Genomic DNA, 20722 nt, shown 5'->3' on the forward strand with positions numbered 1-20722 from the left:
AATAGAAAATGTGTTTGTTAAAAAAAGGTGGACAACCTATTGTATTGTTATGTACTATTTCCTTATTTAATAATATCGGGGTGATTTTTTGGAAAAAGGGAAGGTAGTTTCTTTAGAAGATAGAATTCCAAAATTAAAAGAGCAGAGACGAAGAAAAGCGAATCGCCGCCTTATTTTCCTTCTCCTTCTATTCTTCCTAATCATCGTTTGCGTTATATACTTCCAATCACCTTTAAGTCATGTGAAAAACATCGAAATTACGGGGAATCGTTTATATTCTTTTGAAGACTTGGAGAAAATGAGCGGAATTAACAGCAAAACAAATATTTGGACAATCAAAAAAGATAAGCTCACAGAGAAATTAAAAGACTCAGGTGGAATTAAATCTGCTAAGATTTCTATTGTTTTTCCAAATACTGTTCATATAGACGTAAAAGAGTACAGGAAGATTGCTTACTTTGAAGTAAAGAATGAATTTATTCCACTTCTTGAAAATGGGGAGATGCTGCAGGATAGAGCAATGACCAATAGTCCCTATGATGCTCCTATTATTAAGGATATGAAGAGCGATGATAAAGTAATCAAAAAAATAGGGGAAGAACTAAATAAACTGTCAGCAGAAGTGTATAATGCGATTTCTGAAGTAAGGTATACTCCTAGGAATACAGATAAGTGGCGTGTTACTGTATATATGAATGATGGGAATCAGGTATTAGCTTCTTTATCCTCTTTTTCTGATAAGATGCAGCATTATCCATCCATCATTTCCCAGTTGAATACAGATAAAAAAGGCGTTATTGATTTAGAGGTAGGTTCCTATTTTAAAGCTTTTGATTCGGAAGGGGAAAAGAAGAGTGAAGAATAATAAAAGAAGAAGAAATGTTATCTTCTCCTTAGTTTTTCTTGTACTTGGATTTATGATTTCTTTTTCCTATCAAAATACAAAAAAAGATGAAGGTAAAGGACTGAACGAGAGCCAATTTGAAAGAGATTTGGATTTGCGCAATGAGCTAATCGAGCAGGAAGAAAAGAATAATGAGTTATATAAGGAGTTAAAGGGAAACCAAAGGGAATTGGTTCAATTAGAGAAGAAGCTTTCTAATGAAGCAGAGACTTATTATAACTTGGCAGAAGATGCGGAAAAATACCGGATATATTTAGGAAAGGTTGCAGTAAAAGGGGAAGGGGTACAAATTGCTTTGGAAGATGGTGAGTATAATCCAAAGGAAGATAATGTCAATAATTATTTGGTACATGAGCATCATGTATTTAAAGTGATTAACGAGCTGTATATTGCTGGTGCAGAAGCGATTAGTATCAATGGACAAAGACTGGCACATAATTCCTATATACTTTGTAATGGTCCCGTAATTGAAATAGATGGTTACCAGCACCCGGCCCCTTTTGTTATTACGGCAATTGGCGACAGCGATGTGTTAGAAGGCGCAATAAATATCAATGGTGGCGTAAAGGATTTGTTAGTAAATGATAATGTAAGATTTACGCTTGAGAAAAAAAGAATGATACAAATGGATCCTTTAAATGTTAATTAACGATAAGTATGATTTAGAAAGTATGATGCGCTTTGAATAAGAAATTTATAACCATGACGGGAATTACGCTTATTGCTGGATTTATGATAGCAGTTCAATTTCAGACAATAAAAGAACCTGCTGTCCGAGACACGAGAGATACTTGGGAGTTAAGAGAAGATCTTATCCAAGAGAAAAAAATAGAGTTAAAGCTAATAGATGAGATACGTTCGACTAATGGAAAGATAGAAGAATATGAGAATGAAACCCCAAGAAGCAAAGAAGCGGTATTGAAAGAGACTTTGGCAGAATTAAAGCAGGAAGCGGGCTTAACAGAAGTAACGGGAAAGGGAATTATCTTAAAGATTGAGCCTGTCAGTACAGAAATTCTTTTAGGTGAAGATCCCGGAGTAGTTACCTCTGAATTATTACAACGGTTAGTAAATGAATTAAACCTATATGGTGCTGAGGAGATAGCGATAAATGATAATCGTTATGTAAATACAACGGTTATCCGTGAAATTAACAATGTGTTAAAAATGGATGGGAACCCACTGAATCAGCTGCCAATTGAAATAAAAGTGATAGCGAAGGATGCTGACACTGCTGAAAAACTATTTAATTACATGAAGGTTTCCAAGTCAGCAGATGAATTTTTCTTATCTAATCTGTTATTGAATGTCGTGATGCCAAAAGAACCGATCAACATTCCAGCATATAGTAACCCCATAAATATCCATCATATGAAGCCTGTAAGTACAAGTAAAGGAGGAGATTCTTAATGTGGCTTCCTATATTTGGGTTGATTGTTGGGATAGTATTGGGATTATTAACCGATATAAAAGTGCCAGACGAATATGCTAACTATTTATCAATCGCTGTTCTCGCTGCACTGGATACTTTATTTGGAGGAATTCGTGCTCATCTGCAAAATATATTCGACGAGAAAGTATTTGTAACTGGGTTCTTCTTTAATATTGCTCTTGCAGCAAGTTTAGCTTTTCTAGGTGTACATCTTGGTGTAGACTTATATTTAGCGGCTATTTTTGCATTTGGTGTTCGACTATTTCAAAATATAGCTGTCATCCGCAGTATTATCTTAAAGAAATCAAATGCGCATTCTCTTGAAAAAAATGAAAAAAGTTGACAGAGAAAAAAGGGAATATATTAGTTTTGGCGAATAATTTAAATATTAATAGATATAGTGGAAGTGAATTACGATATTTCCTTGTGGAATAAGTAATTAGTCCTATTTGTAGTAAAAAAGACCAAAATTGTGTTGACACTTTGCGAAAACTTAGTGAAAATATGGTGTTGCCTGGTATACAATAGAATAGTTGTGAAGATTAGATTATTTTATGTATATCAAATAAACTATGTAAATAGCAGACATTACTTCTGATAAAAAAGTTGAATTTTTGACTGTATGACATAACTTGTTGTTCACATTATTTAAAATGCAAAAGGAGGTGCCCGAGAATGAACAGCAATGAACTTTATGTAAGTCTAGACATCGGTACATCCAGCATAAAAGTAATCATTGGAGAAATGATTAACGAATCTTTAAATATTATTGGTGTAGGCATCGTCCCATCAGAAGGTTTAAAAAAAGGTTCAATTGTGGATATAGATGAAACCGTTCATTCTATTCGACAAGCAATTGAGCAGGCCGAACGAATGGTTGGGATGGAGATAAAGCAAGTAGTTGTTGGCGTTTCGGGAAATCATGTAAATCTGCAAACCTCACGTGGAGTAGTTGCAGTTTCAAGTGAAAATCGCGAAATTACAATTGAAGATGTAATTAGGGTAAAGGATGCTGCACAGGTAGTTTCCATTCCCCCAGAAAAAGAGATTATTGATATAATTCCTAAACAATTTATTGTAGATGGATTAGATGAAATTACTGATCCGCGAGGAATGATTGGTGTAAGATTGGAAATGGAAGGTACTATTATTACTGGAAGTAAAACCATTTTACATAACACCTTAAGATGTGTGGAAAGAGCAGGTCTTGAAATTCAAGATATCTCCTTGCAGCCACTTGCCGCAGGATCTTTTGCGCTTTCAAAAGATGAGAAAGACTTAGGAGTGGCGTTAGTAGATATAGGCGGAGGATCTACTACAATTGCTGTATTTGAAAATGGATTCCTTAAAGCCACCAGCGTTATTCCTGTAGGTGGAGATCATATTACCAAAGACTTATCCATTGGTCTTCGAACTACAACAGAAGATGCAGAGAAAATAAAAATAAAGTATGGTTATGCTTTTTATGATCATGCTTCTGAAGAGGAAGTATTCAGCGTTCCTATTATCGGAAGCGATCAGCATCAGCAATTTAATCAATTGGAGATTTCTGATATTATAGAAGCAAGATTAGAAGAAATCTTTGAACTTGTTGGTCATGAACTAGCGAGACTAGGAGTATACGATCTTCCAGGAGGATTCGTATTAACTGGAGGAGTAGCTAGTACGAAGGGAATTTTAGAATTAGCGCAAGATATTTTCCAAAGCCGAGTTAGAATTGCTATTCCTGATTATATCGGAGTAAGAGAGCCACAATATACTACTGCAGTTGGTTTAATTAAATTCTCCTATAAAAATAGTAAACTTCAAGGGGGAAATATTCATAACCCTGTTACTGTTCCTGCTGAAACAAGGGAAAAAGTTCAAAAAACAGCATCCCAAAAACCAGCTTATGAGAAAAAACAAGTGGAAAAAGAACCCTCAAAGTTTAAGAAATTTATGGGATATTTCTTTGATTAATGAAATGTCTTTAATAGGACAAGCATAATTTTGATAAAAAGAACTTCGAGAAGGCTGAGAGTCGTTTAGGGTCAGTCTAGGTATTAAAATGGTATGTTACTCCATATCACCAAGACTTGAGATGCGGACAGTTCGATACTGCTGAATATCGACGAATTAGGAGGATTTGTCATGTTGGAATTTGATACAAATATAGATTCACTAGCTGTAATAAAGGTTATAGGAGTAGGTGGCGGTGGAAATAACGCTGTTAACCGAATGATTGAGCATGGGCTACAAGGGGTAGAGTTTATTGCTGTGAATACAGATGCACAGGCATTAAATTTATCTAAAGCAGAAATCAAGATGCAAATTGGCGGAAAACTTACAAGAGGATTAGGCGCGGGTGCAAATCCTGAAGTAGGGAAAAAGGCTGCTGAGGAAAGCAAAGAACAAATTGAAGAAGCATTAAAAGGAGCAGATATGGTCTTTGTTACGGCAGGAATGGGTGGCGGAACTGGGACAGGTGCTGCACCAGTTATTGCTCAAATCGCCCACGACCTAGGCGCATTAACAGTAGGGGTAGTTACAAGACCATTTACTTTTGAAGGAAGAAAAAGATCCACACATGCTGCAAGCGGAATTACAGCATTGAAGGATGCTGTGGATACATTGATCGTTATTCCAAACGACCGCTTACTTGAAATCGTAGATAAATCAACTCCGATGCTTGAAGCGTTTAGAGAAGCGGATAATGTATTACGCCAAGGTGTACAAGGTATCTCTGACTTAATCGCAACACCAGGTCTGATTAACTTAGATTTCGCTGATGTGAAAACAATTATGGTGAATAAAGGTTCTGCACTTATGGGCATAGGTGTTGCAGCAGGGGAAAACCGTGCAGCTGAAGCAGCGAAAAAAGCAATTTCTTCGCCACTGCTGGAGACTTCCATTGATGGAGCACAAGGAATATTAATGAATATCACTGGTGGTACGAATTTAAGCTTGTATGAAGTACAAGAGGCAGCCGATATTGTGGCATCCGCTTCCGATCAAGATGTAAATATGATTTTCGGATCCATTATCAATGATGATTTGAAAGATGAAATTGTTGTTACGGTGATTGCTACTGGCTTTAACCAAGATTTATCGCAGCTGCAGCCAGATAGACCTGGATTTGGCGGTTTAAAGCCAAATAATAATAATACAAACCCTATTAATAATCCGGTTAACAATAGAGAAGTAAAACGCGAAGAGCCGCATGTGCAAAAGGAACAACAACCAAGAAGCAATGCACAACAACCAGAGGATGCTTTAGATATCCCGACATTCTTAAGAAATAGAAACCGCAGAAGGTAATTATTTCTATAGCAAAAACCTTTCCATTTTTTCATAATGGAAAGGTTTTTTTGTTTTCTCTTTCAAAAATGAAGCAATCTCCCCTTTTATTTATAGTAAACCTCATCGCTTCTTTTACTTTTATTCCTTAGAATTAGTAAAAAAACTGATAATATTTCGCTAGAACTTAAAGTTTTTAACAGAGGAGATATAGTGACAAAAACCGTTAGAAATAGAGCAAATTTCTGATATTTTGATTACAGAAAGTGACAGAATTTCAAGAACAAGTACGTTATACTTTTTCGTAACAGATTAGTAGAGAGAAGATTTACTTCTTTTGTTGCTTTTATAAAAGAGAGGAGGAGTTACATGCTTGGCCATTTATTTAGATGTGATATGGCTATTAAATTTACTGTTTGACAGTTTATTACTATATTTAACAGGCATTCTATTAAAGAAAAAAATCATCCATTGGCGAATATTGCTTGGAGGGCTAATTGGTTCCCTTATTATCCTTTTTTCGATAACGCCGCTCAGTCCCTATTCTAATCATCCCATATCGAAGCTTCTGTTTTCTATTGTGATGGTGGCAACGGCTTTTGGATATAAGCGATTTCGTACCTATATCCAAGCTTTAATGATATTTTACTTAGCTACTTTCTTAATCGGAGGAACATTGATAGGTGCTCATTATTTTATCCAGTTTGATTTCGATCTTTCTTCTTCTGTCCTTCTTGCTAGTATTAAAGGGTTTGGTGATCCGATAAGTTGGCTTTTTGTTTTGTTAGGATTTCCGATTGTTTGGTACTTTTCGAGAAGAAATCTGGAAGGGATGGAAGTGACAAAAATCCAATATGAACAAATAATCGACGTTATTTTTCAAATAGGGGGAAAAGAATTTTCTATCAAGGGTCTGGTGGATAGTGGTAATCAAGTATATGATCCCATTTCCCGCCTTCCAGTAATGTTTGTATCTTTGAAAAATATAGAAAAGGATATGCCAGCAGAAATAATTCGTCTCACGGAGCAGCCAGAAGCCATTATCTATGGCAGTCAACCAATCGCACCAGAATGGGAAAGCAAGATGCGAATTATTCCATATAAGGTAGTTGGCAAGGACCACCAGTTACTTATTGCCGTGAAACCGGATACTTTGTTTTTAAAAAAAGAGCAGGAAGTAATTGTTGTGGAAAAGGGATTAATCTCGTTTACCAGTCAAGTTCTATCTGCTGAGGGCATATTTGATTGTATTGTTCATCCGAAAATGCTTTTAGGAAAAAAATCAATCGAAGAAAAGGTTAGTTAATATATTATACTCACGAAAATCATCGTTTAGAAGGAGGAAATGCACATGAGTAAATGGAAGCTTCGCTTATCTTATTATTGGTACAAATTACTGATGAAACTTGGATTGAAAACAGACGAAGTATTTTATATTGGTGGAAGTGAAGCACTGCCTCCTCCGTTAACGAAAGAAGAAGAGGAAATCCTTTTAGAAAAACTCCCAAAAGGAGACCAAGCAGCTCGTTCGATGCTGATAGAGAGAAATTTACGCCTTGTTGTTTATATCGCAAGAAAGTTTGAAAATACTGGGATTAACATCGAAGATTTAATCAGCATTGGCACAATTGGATTAATTAAGGCGGTTAATACGTTTAATCCGGAGAAAAAAATAAAACTGGCAACATATGCTTCAAGATGTATTGAAAATGAAATATTGATGTATTTGCGCAGAAATAATAAAATCCGTTCAGAGGTTTCATTTGATGAGCCATTAAATATTGATTGGGATGGAAATGAACTTCTTCTCTCCGATGTAATGGGGACAGAGGATGATATTATAACGAAAGATTTAGATGCAAGTGTAGATAAAAAGCTATTAGTAAAAGCGCTTCACCAATTGTCTAAAAGAGAGAAACAAATTATGGAATTACGGTTTGGTTTAGGAACGGGAGAAGAAAAAACGCAAAAAGATGTAGCGGATATGCTTGGGATATCCCAATCGTATATTTCTCGATTAGAGAAAAGGATTATTAAAAGACTACAAAAAGAATTTAATAAAATGGTCTAAAAAAATTTTTCGTTTGAAAAGCCTTGTCCCACATAATTTCAGTTAAAATTAGCGTAAATTGGAAATTTAACAAAAATTCATCCCATGCATATTTTTCCTTCTCGGGGAGATACTGTTTTTTGTACAGCAGCTCCTGTGAGGAGGGAAATAGATTGACTCGAAATAAAGTAGAAATTTGCGGTGTGGATACATCAAAGCTTCCAGTGTTAAAAAACGAAGAAATGAGATTGCTCTTCAAGCAAATGCATGAGGGAGATACATCCGCAAGGGAAAGTCTCGTAAATGGGAATCTCCGCCTCGTATTAAGTGTTATACAGCGATTTAATAATCGAGGAGAATTCGTGGATGACTTATTTCAAGTGGGTTGTATTGGTCTAATGAAATCTATCGATAATTTTGATTTAAGTCAAAATGTTAAGTTTTCCACCTATGCTGTTCCGATGATTATTGGAGAGATTCGTCGTTATTTACGCGACAATAATCCAATTAGGGTTTCCAGATCTCTGAGAGACATTGCTTATAAGGCACTACAGGTCAGAGAAAGGTTGATGAACAAAACATCAAAAGAACCAACAGCTGAGGAAATTGCCAAAGAGTTAGACATTCCACATGAGGATATTGTCTTTGCATTAGATGCTATTCAAGATCCAGTATCGCTTTTTGAACCAATCTATAATGATGGTGGAGATCCGATCTATGTAATGGATCAATTAAGTGATGAAAAGAACAAGGATATACAGTGGGTGGAAGAATTAGCATTAAAAGAAGGAATGCGCCGATTAAATGATCGAGAAAAGTTGATTTTGCGAAAGCGGTTTTTTCAAGGTAAAACACAAATGGAAGTGGCAGATGAGATCGGCATCTCACAAGCGCAAGTCTCAAGATTGGAAAAAGCTGCTATTAAACAAATGAATAAAAACATTCAAAGCTAAATAGGAAATAAAACAGGTTAGACTTCTTAAAGTAGGTACTTTAATGATTGTCTAGCCTTTTCTATTGGTATAAAATTTTACTATATATAGCTCTAGTGAGGGAAAATAAAAGGGAGAGGAATGGCAGGGAAGAAAAGAGTGAATTTCATAAATGCAAGCTTATTTCTAAAGAAAAATATGTTTTTCTGTGACCAATGATAGCTCCATATGGTAAACTAAAACAAAAAGATGGAGTTAGATAATGGAACCTTTTATTTTAAGAAATAAGCAGTTTTTCAATCTTGATTTATGGGAGCGGAAGTTTCCTAATTTAATAGCTGGTTTCACAACAAAAAATGGTGGGAAAAGTATAGGCGATTATGCAAGTTTAAATATGGCGTTTCATGTAAATGATCAAAAGGATACAGTGGTTGCAAACCGTAATGAACTAGCGCAAAAATTATCTTTCCCATTAGAGCAATGGGTTGGTGCTGTGCAAACACATCAGGTTAATATTGTGGAAGTAACACAAGCGCATTTAGGTATGGGTGCAAGCGATTATGATAGTGCGTTAAAAGATACGGATGGTTTGTTTACTTTTGAAAAAAATATATTATTAACTTTATGTTTTGCGGATTGTGTTCCATTATATTTTATTCATCCAGCTACAAAAGCGGTAGGTATCGCTCATGCTGGATGGCAAGGAACCGTAAAAGGTATTGCCGGGGAAATGATGAAAGTCTTTGCTTCTCATAAGATTCCAAGAGAAGAAGTGCTCGCTGTTGTTGGTCCTTCTATCTCAGCGCGCCATTATGTCGTGGATGATCGTGTCATCAATGAAGTGGAAAAGGCGATACAATCGCAACAAAAGCCATTTACGACTATTTCTCCAGGACAATACAGACTGAATTTACAAGAAGCAAACAAGCAGATATTGTTAGAAAGTGGTATGCTTGAAAGTAATATTCATCTAACTGACTATTGTACTTACGAAGATGATGCTTATTTTTTCTCTCACAGAAGAGATAAAGGGAAAACTGGGAGAATGATGAGTTATATTGGATGGAGAGAGGAAGACGGAAATTAAATGTTAGTGAAAGATAATCTTAATGAAATAAAACAAGAAATAGCAGGGGCATGTAAAAAAGTGAATCGTCAGCCAGAAGAGGTTACGATAATTGCTGTCACAAAATATGTTACAATAGAGCGAGCAAAAGAAGCACTCGATGCTGGGATTGTTCATTTAGGGGAAAATCGTGAAGAAGGATTATTAGCAAAGTATGACGTTCTACAAGACAAGCCTATATGGCATTTTATCGGATCATTGCAGACGAGAAAAGTAAAAGGTATTATAGATTATGTAGACTATATTCACTCATTGGATCGGCTTTCTTTAGCAAAAGAAATACATAAAAGAGCAAAGCGAACCATAAAGTGTTTTGTACAGGTTAATGTTTCGAACGAAGAGTCAAAGCATGGAATGAAGCCAGAGGAAGTTATCGATTTTGTTAAACAGTTGTCCGAATATCCACATATTCAGGTAGTTGGATTAATGACGATGGCACCATTTACAGATGATAAAGAATTCTTGCGTGAATGCTTTCGAAAATTAAAAAGCATTCAGGAAGATGTAAAAGGACTACAATTACCATATGCTCCATGTACAGAGCTTTCTATGGGAATGTCGAATGATTATTCTATTGCGATCGAAGAGGGAGCAACGATGATAAGAATTGGAACTGCTTTAGTAGGAAGCGAGAAATAGGAGGCGAGTGAAATGAGCATAAAATCAAAAATTAAAACGTTCTTCTTTTTAGAAGATGAAGATTATGAAGAAGGTCAAGTAAACTATCAAGAAGAACCAAACGAGCCGGCAAGAAATTATAAGCAGCCTGTACAGCACACTCACAGTCAGCATAACCATAACCATCATATTCAGCAGCAACAGCCGAAAAACAGTCAAAATGTTGTGAGCTTACAAAGTGTACAGAAGTCATCGAAGGTATTTTTAGTGGAACCTCGTGTATACGCAGAAGCACAAGATATTGCTGATCAATTAAAAAATCGCCGTGCAGTTGTTGTGAATTTACAGCGTATTGAAAAAGATCAAGGGAAACGTATTGTTGATTTTTTAAGTGGAACTGTCTATGCAATTGGCGGCGATATCCAGAAAATCGGTACGGATATATTCCTGTGTACGCCGGATAACGTAGAAGTTTCAGGGAATATTTCGCAAATCCTGCAAGATGCAGAATACGAAAATACGAGGTGGTAAAACCGAATGACGTTCATTATAAGTATTTTAGCTAATGCTTTAACCATATATTCTTACGCGCTTATTGTATATATATTAATGTCATGGATTCCGAATGCTCGCGAAACATCTATAGGTATTTTTCTGGCAAAAATCTGTGAACCATATTTAGAGATGTTTAGAAGATTTATTCCGCCTCTTGGCATGATCGATATTTCGCCAATTGTTGCAATCTTCGTATTGAATCTAGCAGGAAGAGGGATTGGACAATTATTTTATTGGTTCTAAGTAATTTTATAAAGGTCAATACTGAACAAAGGTAGAAAGAGGCAGGGACAAAACAAAATATATAATGCATAAAGACGAACAATCTCTAATTAAGTAGTAAAACCAATTCGTTCCATTGCGCTACAGACCCTCGCTTTCCGCGGGGAGCAACCTAAGCCTCCTCGGCTAAAGCCTGTGGGGTCTTAGGTTTTGCTCTGCTTTCCACAGGAGTCGAGGGTCCTCCGCTCCATTCCACTCCGTTTTTAAAGGTTGTTTCGTTCCATTATTTTTTAAAAAAAGAAAATATAATTATTAGGAAAAACGGAGCAGACTGAATACACGTAGACTCCTATGGGATCTGCGAGAAAGTCCGAGACCCTGCAGGCGAAGCCGAAGCGGCTCGGCGCTCGCCCCATGGAAAGCGAAGTGTATTCAGTCTGCGGTGACTAACCATAAAACCCATTCAGAATGAAAAAAACAAACAATTATACGAGAATTTGATTAGCATCTCCATATAATTGTTCGGTTTTATATTTGGTTGGAATACTTTTGTCCCAGCCCTTTTTCTATGCCAAAAAGGAGTTACAAAGATGTCAATTTATCAACATTTTCGTCCGGAAGAAAGAGAATTTATCGATCAAGTGCAAAATTGGCAAAGTTATGTCGCGAATACTTATGCACCGAAATTGACTGATTTTTTGGATCCGCGTGAACAGAAAGTTCTTCGGATGATTATCGGAGAAAATCAGGAAGTGAAATATGCATTTTTTGGCGGCCATGAACAAGCGGAAAGAAAAAGAGCTATCCTATACCCTGAATATTATCAACCGATGGAAGCGGATTTTAATTTGTCCTTATTAGAAGTGAATTATCCCAAGAAATTCATCACAATAGAGCATCCGCATGTTTTAGGAAGTTTAATGTCTCTTGGATTAAATAGAAGTAAATTCGGAGATATATTCGTTCTTGACGGGGATATTCAATTTGTCGTTGCTAGTGAGGTTGAGGATTATGTGAGACTTCAACTTGATTCTATCGGAAAAGCAAAGGTAACACTTGCTGCTGTATCTTTAGAAAACATAATTTTAACAGAAGAACATTGGACAGAGATGACAACGACTATTACTTCTCTTCGGCTTGACGCCATTGTTGCTGCTATTTATAATTTTTCAAGAGAAAAAGCAAAGACCTATATTACTCAAGGCTTAGTCAAAGTAAATTTCACTTTAAATGAAAATGTCTCTTTTATGTGTGAAGAAGGAGATGTCTTCTCAGTGCGCGGAGCAGGTAGGGCCATGATTAAATCTATTGAAGGTAAAACAAAAAAAGATAAATGGAGAATTGTAGTAGGTAAATTGAAGTGAAAAATCAGAAATGAAGGAGTTCCCATAATTTCTATTTCAGACAAAAAACATAGTTTTTTTATCGAGTATATATGATACAATATTTTTTAGCAGCATTATTTTTCATGTTTCTTCTTATTTTTTAAAAATAATGCAGGAAATCCGGTAATACTGTCGAAATAAGGATGATACATAAGAAATTGAAGTTTGGGAGGTGGCTTTATGCCATTAACGCCGTTAGATATTCATAATAAGGAATTTGCCAAAGGCTTCCGTGGTTACGATGAAGACGAAGTAAATGAATTTCTTGATCAGGTAATTAAAGATTATGAAAATATTATCCGCGAGAAAAAAGAACTAGAAGAAAGATTAAACGAGTTAACTGACCGTATCGGCCACTATAATAATATTGAAGAAACATTAAATAAATCAATTGTTGTAGCACAAGAGGCTGCTGAGGAAGTTAAACGTAATGCACAAAAAGAAGCAAAACTAATTATTAAAGAAGCGGAAAAGAATGCGGATCGAATTGTGAACGAATCATTATCAAAGGCAAGAAAGATTGCGCTAGAGATTGAAGAATTGAAAAAGCAATCAAAAGTATTCCGTACACGTTTCAAAATGCTGATTGAAGCACAATTAGATATGTTAAACAACGATGATTGGGATCATTTATTAGAATACGAATTAGATGCATCAGAGTTAAATTCTACAAAATAAAGACCATTGCCTTGACGATAAGGTAGATTTGCAATATAATTTTTCACAAATATATATATTCATGTAGCGTTGATAGGGAAAGTAGATTGCCGAAAAACTTATGATTAGCGAATCAGGGATGGTGGGAGCCTGATATAAGTTGGAAATTGAAAATCACCCTGGAGTCTTTTTCTGAAAAAGTTAAGTAAGAAAAAGCGGTTCATTGCCGTTAAAAAATGTCTAAGTGGATAAAAGAAACTTTTATCTATAAGGGTGGTACCGCGGGAACCTAATGATCGACCTTCTCGTCCCTTTCATGGGGATGAGAAGGTTTTTTGCTGTCTATACTGAATTTATAGAATATTGGTTAGATGGAAGTATACATGAAAAAAGAGAATTAAGTTGGAGGAAGAAAATGGAATATAAAGATACGTTGCTTATGCCAAAAACAGCATTTCCGATGAGAGGAAACTTGCCTAATCGTGAGCCTGAAATTCAAGCGAAATGGAAAGAAATGAACATTTACGAAAAAGTGCAGGAACGTACTCAAGGTCGCCCAATGTTTGTTTTGCATGATGGACCTCCATATGCGAATGGGGATATCCATATTGGACATGCGCTTAATAAAATTTTAAAAGATTTTATTGTACGTTATAAATCAATGACTGGCTTTCAAGCACCATATGTGCCAGGATGGGATACACATGGTCTGCCAATCGAACAAGCTTTAACCAATAAAGGAGTTAAACGTAAAGAAATGACGATTGCCGAGTTCCGTAAGCTATGTGAAGAATATGCATTAGGGCAAATCGACAGTCAACGAGAACAATTTAAACGCTTAGGGGTTCGCGGAGATTGGGAAAATCCTTATATTACTTTAAAGCCTGAATATGAAGCACAGCAAATTAAAGTGTTTGGAGAAATGGCGAAAAAAGGCTATATTTATAAAGGTAAAAAGCCGGTATATTGGTCTCCAACAAGTGAATCAGCTCTTGCTGAAGCTGAAATTGAATATAAAGACAAAAAGTCTGCCTCCATTTATGTTGGGTTTAAAGTAAAGGATGGCAAAGGGATTCTAGCAGAGGATGTACAAATCGTTATTTGGACAACTACTCCATGGACAATTCCGGCTAACTTGGGTATATCTGTTCACCCTACTTTAACGTATGTTGTAGTAGAAGAAAAAGGCAGCAAATACTTAGTTGCACAAGACTTATTGGAAAGTGTCAAAACAGAAATTGGCTGGGAAGAAGCAAAAGTTGTTCAAGAAGTGAAAGGGGCAGACCTAGAGTACATTCTAGCTGCACATCCAATCTACGGCCGTGATTCTTTAGTAATGTTAGGAGAACATGTAACAACAGATGCGGGTACTGGATGTGTTCATACTGCTCCTGGACATGGGGAAGATGACTTCTTAGTTTGTCAAAAATACGGATTAGAAGTTCTTTGTCCTGTTGATGATAAAGGGGTAATGACAGAAGAAGCACCTGGATTTGAAGGATTATTCTATGATAAAGCGAATAAGCCGATTACAGAAAAACTTGAAGAGGCTGGTGCATTATTAAAGCTGCAATTTATCACTCACTCCTATCCACATGACTGGAGAACGAAAAAACCAGTTATTTTCCGTGCTACTGCACAATGGTTTGCTTCTATTAAAGACTTTAGAAACGAACTATTAGATGCAGTAAAAGAAACAAAGTGGGTTCCAGCATGGGGCGAAACAAGATTATTTAATATGGTTCGGGATCGTGGAGACTGGTGTATTTCAAGACAACGTGCATGGGGTGTGCCAATTCCAGTGTTCTATGCAGAAAACGGTGACAGCATCATTACAGATGAAACAATTGAGCATATTTCTAATTTATTTAGAGAAAATGGTTCAAATATTTGGTTTGAAAAGTCTGCGAAGGAATTATTGCCAGAAGGATTTACACATCCTGGAAGCCCTAATGGAGAATTTACGAAAGAAACAGATATTATGGATGTATGGTTCGACTCTGGTTCTTCTCACCAAGCTGTATTGCTAGAAAGAGATGATTTACAACGTCCTGCTGACTTATATTTAGAAGGTTCTGACCAATATCGCGGCTGGTTTAACTCCTCTTTATCTACAAGTGTAGCGGTAACTGGGAAAGCACCTTATAAAGCTGTTTTAAGTCATGGCTTTGTTTTAGACGGAGAAGGCCGTAAAATGAGTAAATCACTAGGAAATGTAATGATTCCTGCAAAAGTTATGAATCAATTAGGTGCAGATATTTTACGACTATGGGTAGCTTCTGTAGACTTCCAAGCAGATGTACGTGTATCTGATGCAATTTTAAAACAAGTAACAGAAGGATATCGTAAAATTAGAAATACATTCCGTTTCTTATTAGGAAATCTTGCTGATTTCAATCCAGAAACAGATGGACTTTCCTATGATGAATTACGTGAAGTTGATCAGTTTATACTGATTAAATTAAATAAATTGATTAAAAACGTAACAGAATCCTATGATAAATACGAATTCTCTACGATTTATCATAATATTAATAATTTCTGTACACTGGACTTAAGTGCATTCTATCTTGATTTTTCAAAAGATGTACTGTACATTGAAGCAGCAAATAATAAAGAAAGAAGAGCGATTCAAACCGTTCTTTACGAAAGCTTAATCAGCTTAACAAAATTAGTTGCACCAATCTTACCGCATACTGCGGATGAGGTTTGGGATCATATCTCTTCTGTACAAGAAGAAAGTGTACAGCTAACTGATTTCCCAGAATACACAACATTTGAAAATAGTGATGTGTTAGAAGAAAAATGGAATAAATTCTTGGTTGTACGGGATGATGTGCTGAAAGCATTAGAAGAAGCTCGTAATCAAAAAGTGATCGGTAAATCACTTGCTGCGAAAGTAACATTGTATGTTAATGAAGAAGTAAATACCCTTCTAAATTCCATTCAAGAAAACTTACAGCAATTATTTATCGTATCAGGTTTCGAAATTTCTGGTGAATACAATAACGCACCTGAAGAAGCTCTAAAACTTGAAAATGCGGCCATTGTCGTTACAAAAGCAGCTGGTGAAACATGTGAAAGATGCTGGACTGTAACAACAGATGTCGGTAAAGTGGAAGCACATCCAACACTATGTGAAAGATGCGCACATGTAGTAGAAGAAAATTATTAAAAACTTTATAGGAGACTGGAATATAAACTTTCCAGTAGCTGAAGTTAACTCCCAAACAAGGATTCGAAAAAATATTTCGAATCACTTGTTTGGTTTTTTTTATAAAAGGAAAAAAGTTTTGGAAAAGCCTTTTATTGGGAAAGAGAAAACAGAAAAGTGATTACATAGTGTAAAAAACATACCTGGCTATTATCATAAAGCGGAGGGAATTTTTTATACATGAGAAAAGAAGTGAAATACTTCCACCTCCGTTAATAGTTGTTATGCCTGTTAAATCTTTAATCGGTTTTTGTCTCCTTCAATGGAAATGCTAAAAATAATTAAAGAAACGGAGGTAATGGAATTGAATTCAACTATTGAAAAGCTTTATACAGAACTCCGTATGACACAAATTGAATTAGTAACAACGTTAAGCATAAAAAGAGATTCAAAAATAAACAAATATATTGAAGACGAACTAAAAGATGTAGAAGAAACGATGCAAAAATTAGAAAATGGCAATTTTGGAATGTGTGAAATGTCTGGTGAATTGCTGCCATTTGATTTGTTAGAGATGGTTCCGATAATTAGGACAAAGAACGATATAAACAGCATTCAATCCTATTATCGAAAGTCAATCCACTGATTAAAACACTACTTCAAATGGAAATATGCGGCCAAGCTATCGTTTTCATCTAGTTTATGCTAAAATGCTAAAGGAGACTCGAGAATTGGAGGAAACTTTAGTGTTTTATTACATAATTGCAGCTATTATTATTATTATTGATCAATGGACAAAATGGTTAGTTGTAAAAAATATGGAGCTGGGGGAAAGCATCGAAGTAATAAAAGATTTTTTCTACCTAACATCTCATCGTAATAGTGGAGCCGCATGGGGCATGCTGGAAAACCAAATGGTATTTTTCTATATTATCACCGTCGTTGTTGTGATTGGGTTAATTTATTTGATTCAAACTGGTACAAAAGGAAAAATGCTATACGGCGTCGCACTGGGTCTAATTTTAGGTGGTGCGCTTGGTAATTTTATTGACCGTGCCAGACATCAATATGTAGTCGACTTTATCAATACGTATATCTTCAATTATGATTTCCCTATATTTAATATTGCAGACTCATCTTTAGTAATTGGTGTTATTTTATTAATCCTAGTGATGCTGAGGGAGGATCGAGACGCAAAGAAGGAGAAGAAACATGGAAAAAAAGGAACATATCATTCAAAGTGAGCAAGTAAATGAACGAATCGACAAGATTGTTTCCACAATTAATGCAGATTGGTCAAGAACGCAGGTTCAACAATGGATAAAAGACGGTCATGTGACTGTTAACGGACAAACCGTTAAAACAAAGTATAAAGGTGTTTTAAACGATGTAGTAGCTATTGAAGTACCGGAAGCAGTTGAGCTAGATGTAGAGGCAGAGGAAATGGATTTGGATATTTATTATGAAGATCAAGATGTTATCGTAGTAAATAAACCAAAAGGAATGGTTGTACATCCAGCACCTGGCCATGTAACAGGAACATTAGTGAATGGTCTAATGGCCCATTGTAAAGATCTTTCTGGAATTAATGGGGTGATGAGACCTGGAATTGTTCACCGAATCGATAAAGATACGTCTGGACTGCTGATGGTTGCTAAAAATGATGCTGCTCATGAAAGTCTAGTGAATCAATTAGTAGCAAAAACTGTAACGAGAAAATATAAGGCATTAGTACATGGTTCTATTCCCCATGATTATGGGACAATTGAGGCACCGATTGGTCGTGACACGAAAGACAGACAAAGTATGGCTGTTGTAGATAAGGGGAAACATGCGGTTACTCATTTTCATGTACTAGAAAGAATAGCGGAATACACTTATATTGAATGCCAATTAGAGACGGGACGCACCCACCAAATTCGTGTGCATATGAAGTATATTGGCTATCCGCTTGTGGGAGATCCTAAATATGGACCAAGAAAAACACTAGATATTGGCGGTCAAGCACTTCATGCTGGCTTACTAGGATTTGAGCATCCACGAACTGGAGAATATTTAGAGTTCGAAGCACCTTTACCTAAAGAATATGAACAGCTTTTAGATACTTTACGAAATAATCGTTGACAAGCGCTCTATCATATATTAAGATAACTTTAGTTGAATAAGTCCTTTAAATCAATCCTGTGAGGTTGAGAAGGTAACGGATTCTAGCTATTTTTAGTAATAGCTATCTTAGTATACGTATATCCTCTCATCCAAAAGGGTGAGAGGATATTTTTTTTAGATTGAATCACAGCATGGATGGTGATCAAAATGTCGAAAAAGGCACTTGTACTAGACGATCAAGCAATTAGACGAGCATTAACAAGAATCGCTCATGAAATTATTGAAAAGAATAAAGGGATAGAAGATTGTATTCTAGTTGGCATTCGGACAAGAGGTATTTATATTGCAAATCGTCTTGCCGAAAAAATTGCCCAAATAGAAGGAAAGCCAATCGAAGTTGGCGAATTGGATATTACGTTATATCGAGATGATTTAACGAAGAAAACAAAGAATGAAGAACCATTAGTAAAAGGATCAGATATTCCAACAGATATCCAAGGCTTAAAAGTCATTCTGGTAGATGATGTATTATATACAGGAAGAACTGTTCGTGCCGGAATGGATGCACTGATGGATATGGGTAGACCAGCATCCATACAGCTTGCGGTTCTAGTGGACAGAGGTCATCGAGAACTTCCAATAAGAGCTGATTATGTAGGGAAAAACATTCCTACTTCCAGTTCAGAAAAAATTGTAGTTGAGCTTGATGAAGTCGATGGTCATGATGAAGTAAATATATTTGAAAATTAAATAGATCCCTTTTAAAAGCAGTCCTGTGAGGCTGAAAAGGGGAGTTTTTTCCTAAGGTTTCTTTAAACCTGCTTAAAACCCCTTTTTTGCTGCGCAGAAAAGGGGTTTTATTTGTTCAATAGGGGATATTAATAACTAATTTATACTCAATTTTTTTAACAGAAAGAGGAGACAGAAATGAACGAAACAAAACCCTTATTAGGAATTAATGATAAACCAAGTGCCCTTCAATGGATTACCTTAAGCTTACAGCATTTATTCGCCATGTTTGGCGCAACTGTTTTAGTACCATTCTTAATTGAATTGAGTCCAGCGGTTGCTTTAGTCTCAAGTGGAATAGGTACGCTCGCATTCTTAATCATTACACAATTTAAAGTACCTGCGTACTTAGGTTCCTCTTTTGCTTTTATCGCACCAGTTATCGCGGCGAAGACAATGCCGGGCGGCGGACCAGGCGCAGCCATGATCGGAACCTTTATTGCCGGAATTGTTTATGGAATTGTTGCCTTAACGATTAAAAAAGCAGGATATCGTTGGATTATGAATATCTTACCGCCAATCGTTGTCGGACCTGTAATCATGGTCATTGGATTAGCGCTTGCTACAACAGCGGTTGGACAATCGATGTTTATGAATTATGGAGCTAAGAATCAAGAATACAGCTTACTTTATATCTCTGTTGCACTAGTAACGTTACTTGCAACCATCCTTTTCACGATGTTTGGCAAAGGAGTATTCAGCTTTATCCCAATATTAGCAGGTATCGTAATCGGCTATGTCTATGCCTTGCTTGTAGGAGTGGTTAACTTTCATGGAGTCTTGGATGCCAAATGGTTTGCAATGCCAGATTTTATCTTCCCATTCGTAGATTATCCTGTAACGATAAACCTTGCACTACTTACAATCTTTGTTCCAGTGGCAATCGTCACACTAACAGAGCATATCGGTCATCAGCTTGTATTAAGTAAAGTAGTTGGAAAAGATTATATAAAAGATCCTGGCCTTCACAGAAGTATTTTAGGAGATGGAACTGCAACGATTATCTCTGCTTTAATGGGGGGACCTGCAAAAACAACTTATGGAGAAAATATTGGGGTTTTAGCAATAACGAGAGTGTATAGTGTATATGTTTTAGGTGGAGCAGCAGTATTAGCAATAGGTTTTGGGTTTATCGGAAAAATCGCGGCCCTTATACAGTCTATCCCAACACCAGTAATGGGAGGCGTATCTATCCTTCTATTCGGAATCATCGCATCATCTGGATTAAGAATTATTGTAGAAGCAAAACTTGATTTCAATAAAAACCGCAATTTAGTTATTGCATCTGTCATCCTTGTAACTGGAATTGGCGGATTCTCGATTCATATGGGTGAACACTTTAAATTAGAGGGAATGGCTTTTGCTGCAATCCTCGGAATTATTTTAAACCTAGTATTACCTGGTAGAGAAAAAGCAAAAGAAGATTTGTTCGAAGATTCAATCGCAGTAGATGAAACTAAATAAGAACACCTTTTAAACAAGTACAGAGAGACTTATAAGGGTGCCAAAAACGATG

21 protein-coding genes and 1 other annotated feature are annotated in these 20722 nt (G+C 36.1%); all 21 genes read left to right on the plus strand.

The window, feature by feature from the left end:
• Nucleotides 1–88: 88 nt before the first annotated feature.
• The 21 genes from MHH96_RS14475 to MHH96_RS14575 all read left to right on the plus strand — a co-directional run bounded on the left by MHH96_RS14475 (nucleotide 89) and on the right by MHH96_RS14575 (nucleotide 20670).
• Complete coding sequence (locus tag MHH96_RS14475) at nucleotides 89–865, plus strand: cell division protein FtsQ/DivIB (protein WP_061796772.1); 777 nt, start codon at nucleotides 89–91, stop codon at nucleotides 863–865.
• Nucleotides 855–1553, plus strand: coding sequence for a DUF881 domain-containing protein (locus MHH96_RS14480; protein ID WP_095257582.1), 699 nt, complete (start codon nucleotides 855–857; stop codon nucleotides 1551–1553). Before MHH96_RS14475 ends, MHH96_RS14480 begins: the two co-directional genes overlap by 11 nt.
• A gap of 32 nt (nucleotides 1554–1585) precedes the next feature.
• Nucleotides 1586–2314 (plus strand): DUF881 domain-containing protein, encoded by a 729-nt coding sequence (locus tag MHH96_RS14485; RefSeq protein ID WP_369988450.1) that lies wholly within the window; start codon nucleotides 1586–1588, stop codon nucleotides 2312–2314.
• On the plus strand, nucleotides 2314–2679 hold the full coding sequence (locus MHH96_RS14490; protein WP_047939917.1) for a small basic family protein: 366 nt from the start codon (nucleotides 2314–2316) through the stop codon (nucleotides 2677–2679). Before MHH96_RS14485 ends, MHH96_RS14490 begins: the two co-directional genes overlap by 1 nt.
• A gap of 332 nt (nucleotides 2680–3011) precedes the next feature.
• The gene (gene ftsA, locus MHH96_RS14495; protein WP_047939918.1) at nucleotides 3012–4295 is read left to right on the plus strand and encodes a cell division protein FtsA; all 1284 of its coding nucleotides are present in this window, start codon (nucleotides 3012–3014) and stop codon (nucleotides 4293–4295) included.
• Nucleotides 4296–4466: 171 nt separating this feature from the next.
• Complete coding sequence (gene ftsZ, locus MHH96_RS14500) at nucleotides 4467–5633, plus strand: cell division protein FtsZ (RefSeq protein ID WP_095257581.1); 1167 nt, start codon at nucleotides 4467–4469, stop codon at nucleotides 5631–5633.
• A gap of 352 nt (nucleotides 5634–5985) precedes the next feature.
• The gene (gene spoIIGA / locus MHH96_RS14505) at nucleotides 5986–6918 is read left to right on the plus strand and encodes a sigma-E processing peptidase SpoIIGA (RefSeq protein WP_047939920.1); all 933 of its coding nucleotides are present in this window, start codon (nucleotides 5986–5988) and stop codon (nucleotides 6916–6918) included.
• 45 nt (nucleotides 6919–6963) lie between these two features.
• Nucleotides 6964–7683 (plus strand): RNA polymerase sporulation sigma factor SigE, encoded by a 720-nt coding sequence (gene sigE / locus MHH96_RS14510; RefSeq protein WP_047939921.1) that lies wholly within the window; start codon nucleotides 6964–6966, stop codon nucleotides 7681–7683.
• 152 nt (nucleotides 7684–7835) lie between these two features.
• A complete protein-coding gene (gene sigG, locus MHH96_RS14515) occupies nucleotides 7836–8615 on the plus strand; it encodes an RNA polymerase sporulation sigma factor SigG (protein WP_047939922.1) in 780 nt (259 codons plus the stop codon).
• A 241-nt stretch (nucleotides 8616–8856) separates the two neighbouring features.
• Nucleotides 8857–9681 carry a peptidoglycan editing factor PgeF gene (gene pgeF, locus MHH96_RS14520; protein ID WP_047939923.1) on the plus strand — a complete coding sequence of 275 codons (825 nt, stop codon included), beginning with the start codon at nucleotides 8857–8859 and terminating at the stop codon, nucleotides 9679–9681.
• Nucleotides 9682–10359 (plus strand): YggS family pyridoxal phosphate-dependent enzyme, encoded by a 678-nt coding sequence (locus tag MHH96_RS14525; RefSeq protein WP_047939924.1) that lies wholly within the window; start codon nucleotides 9682–9684, stop codon nucleotides 10357–10359.
• Between the two features lie 12 nt (nucleotides 10360–10371).
• On the plus strand, nucleotides 10372–10869 hold the full coding sequence (locus tag MHH96_RS14530) for a cell division protein SepF (RefSeq protein WP_047939925.1): 498 nt from the start codon (nucleotides 10372–10374) through the stop codon (nucleotides 10867–10869).
• Between the two features lie 6 nt (nucleotides 10870–10875).
• Nucleotides 10876–11136: a YggT family protein gene (locus MHH96_RS14535; RefSeq protein WP_047939926.1), complete on the plus strand. Its 261-nt coding sequence runs from the start codon at nucleotides 10876–10878 to the stop codon at nucleotides 11134–11136.
• A gap of 569 nt (nucleotides 11137–11705) precedes the next feature.
• Nucleotides 11706–12479: a YlmH family RNA-binding protein gene (locus tag MHH96_RS14540; protein WP_061796768.1), complete on the plus strand. Its 774-nt coding sequence runs from the start codon at nucleotides 11706–11708 to the stop codon at nucleotides 12477–12479.
• Between the two features lie 201 nt (nucleotides 12480–12680).
• On the plus strand, nucleotides 12681–13178 hold the full coding sequence (locus MHH96_RS14545) for a DivIVA domain-containing protein (RefSeq protein WP_016201026.1): 498 nt from the start codon (nucleotides 12681–12683) through the stop codon (nucleotides 13176–13178).
• A 60-nt stretch (nucleotides 13179–13238) separates the two neighbouring features.
• Nucleotides 13239–13473: a binding site (T-box leader), on the plus strand.
• A 99-nt stretch (nucleotides 13474–13572) separates the two neighbouring features.
• The gene (ileS, locus tag MHH96_RS14550) at nucleotides 13573–16332 is read left to right on the plus strand and encodes an isoleucine--tRNA ligase (RefSeq protein ID WP_341117607.1); all 2760 of its coding nucleotides are present in this window, start codon (nucleotides 13573–13575) and stop codon (nucleotides 16330–16332) included.
• Nucleotides 16333–16675: 343 nt separating this feature from the next.
• Nucleotides 16676–16957: a hypothetical protein gene (locus tag MHH96_RS14555; RefSeq protein ID WP_061796764.1), complete on the plus strand. Its 282-nt coding sequence runs from the start codon at nucleotides 16676–16678 to the stop codon at nucleotides 16955–16957.
• A 64-nt stretch (nucleotides 16958–17021) separates the two neighbouring features.
• Nucleotides 17022–17555: a signal peptidase II gene (gene lspA / locus MHH96_RS14560; RefSeq protein WP_082138207.1), complete on the plus strand. Its 534-nt coding sequence runs from the start codon at nucleotides 17022–17024 to the stop codon at nucleotides 17553–17555.
• Complete coding sequence (locus MHH96_RS14565; RefSeq protein ID WP_061796762.1) at nucleotides 17524–18435, plus strand: RluA family pseudouridine synthase; 912 nt, start codon at nucleotides 17524–17526, stop codon at nucleotides 18433–18435. Before lspA ends, MHH96_RS14565 begins: the two co-directional genes overlap by 32 nt.
• A 189-nt stretch (nucleotides 18436–18624) precedes the next feature.
• The gene (gene pyrR, locus MHH96_RS14570; protein WP_047939931.1) at nucleotides 18625–19167 is read left to right on the plus strand and encodes a bifunctional pyr operon transcriptional regulator/uracil phosphoribosyltransferase PyrR; all 543 of its coding nucleotides are present in this window, start codon (nucleotides 18625–18627) and stop codon (nucleotides 19165–19167) included.
• 177 nt (nucleotides 19168–19344) lie between these two features.
• On the plus strand, nucleotides 19345–20670 hold the full coding sequence (locus MHH96_RS14575) for a solute carrier family 23 protein (RefSeq protein ID WP_061796760.1): 1326 nt from the start codon (nucleotides 19345–19347) through the stop codon (nucleotides 20668–20670).
• The last annotated feature ends 52 nt before the right edge of the window (nucleotides 20671–20722 follow it).

The organism is Niallia sp. FSL K6-0212 (genome assembly GCF_038007605.1).
Taxonomy (GTDB): Bacteria; Bacillota; Bacilli; order Bacillales; family Cytobacillaceae; genus Niallia; species Niallia circulans.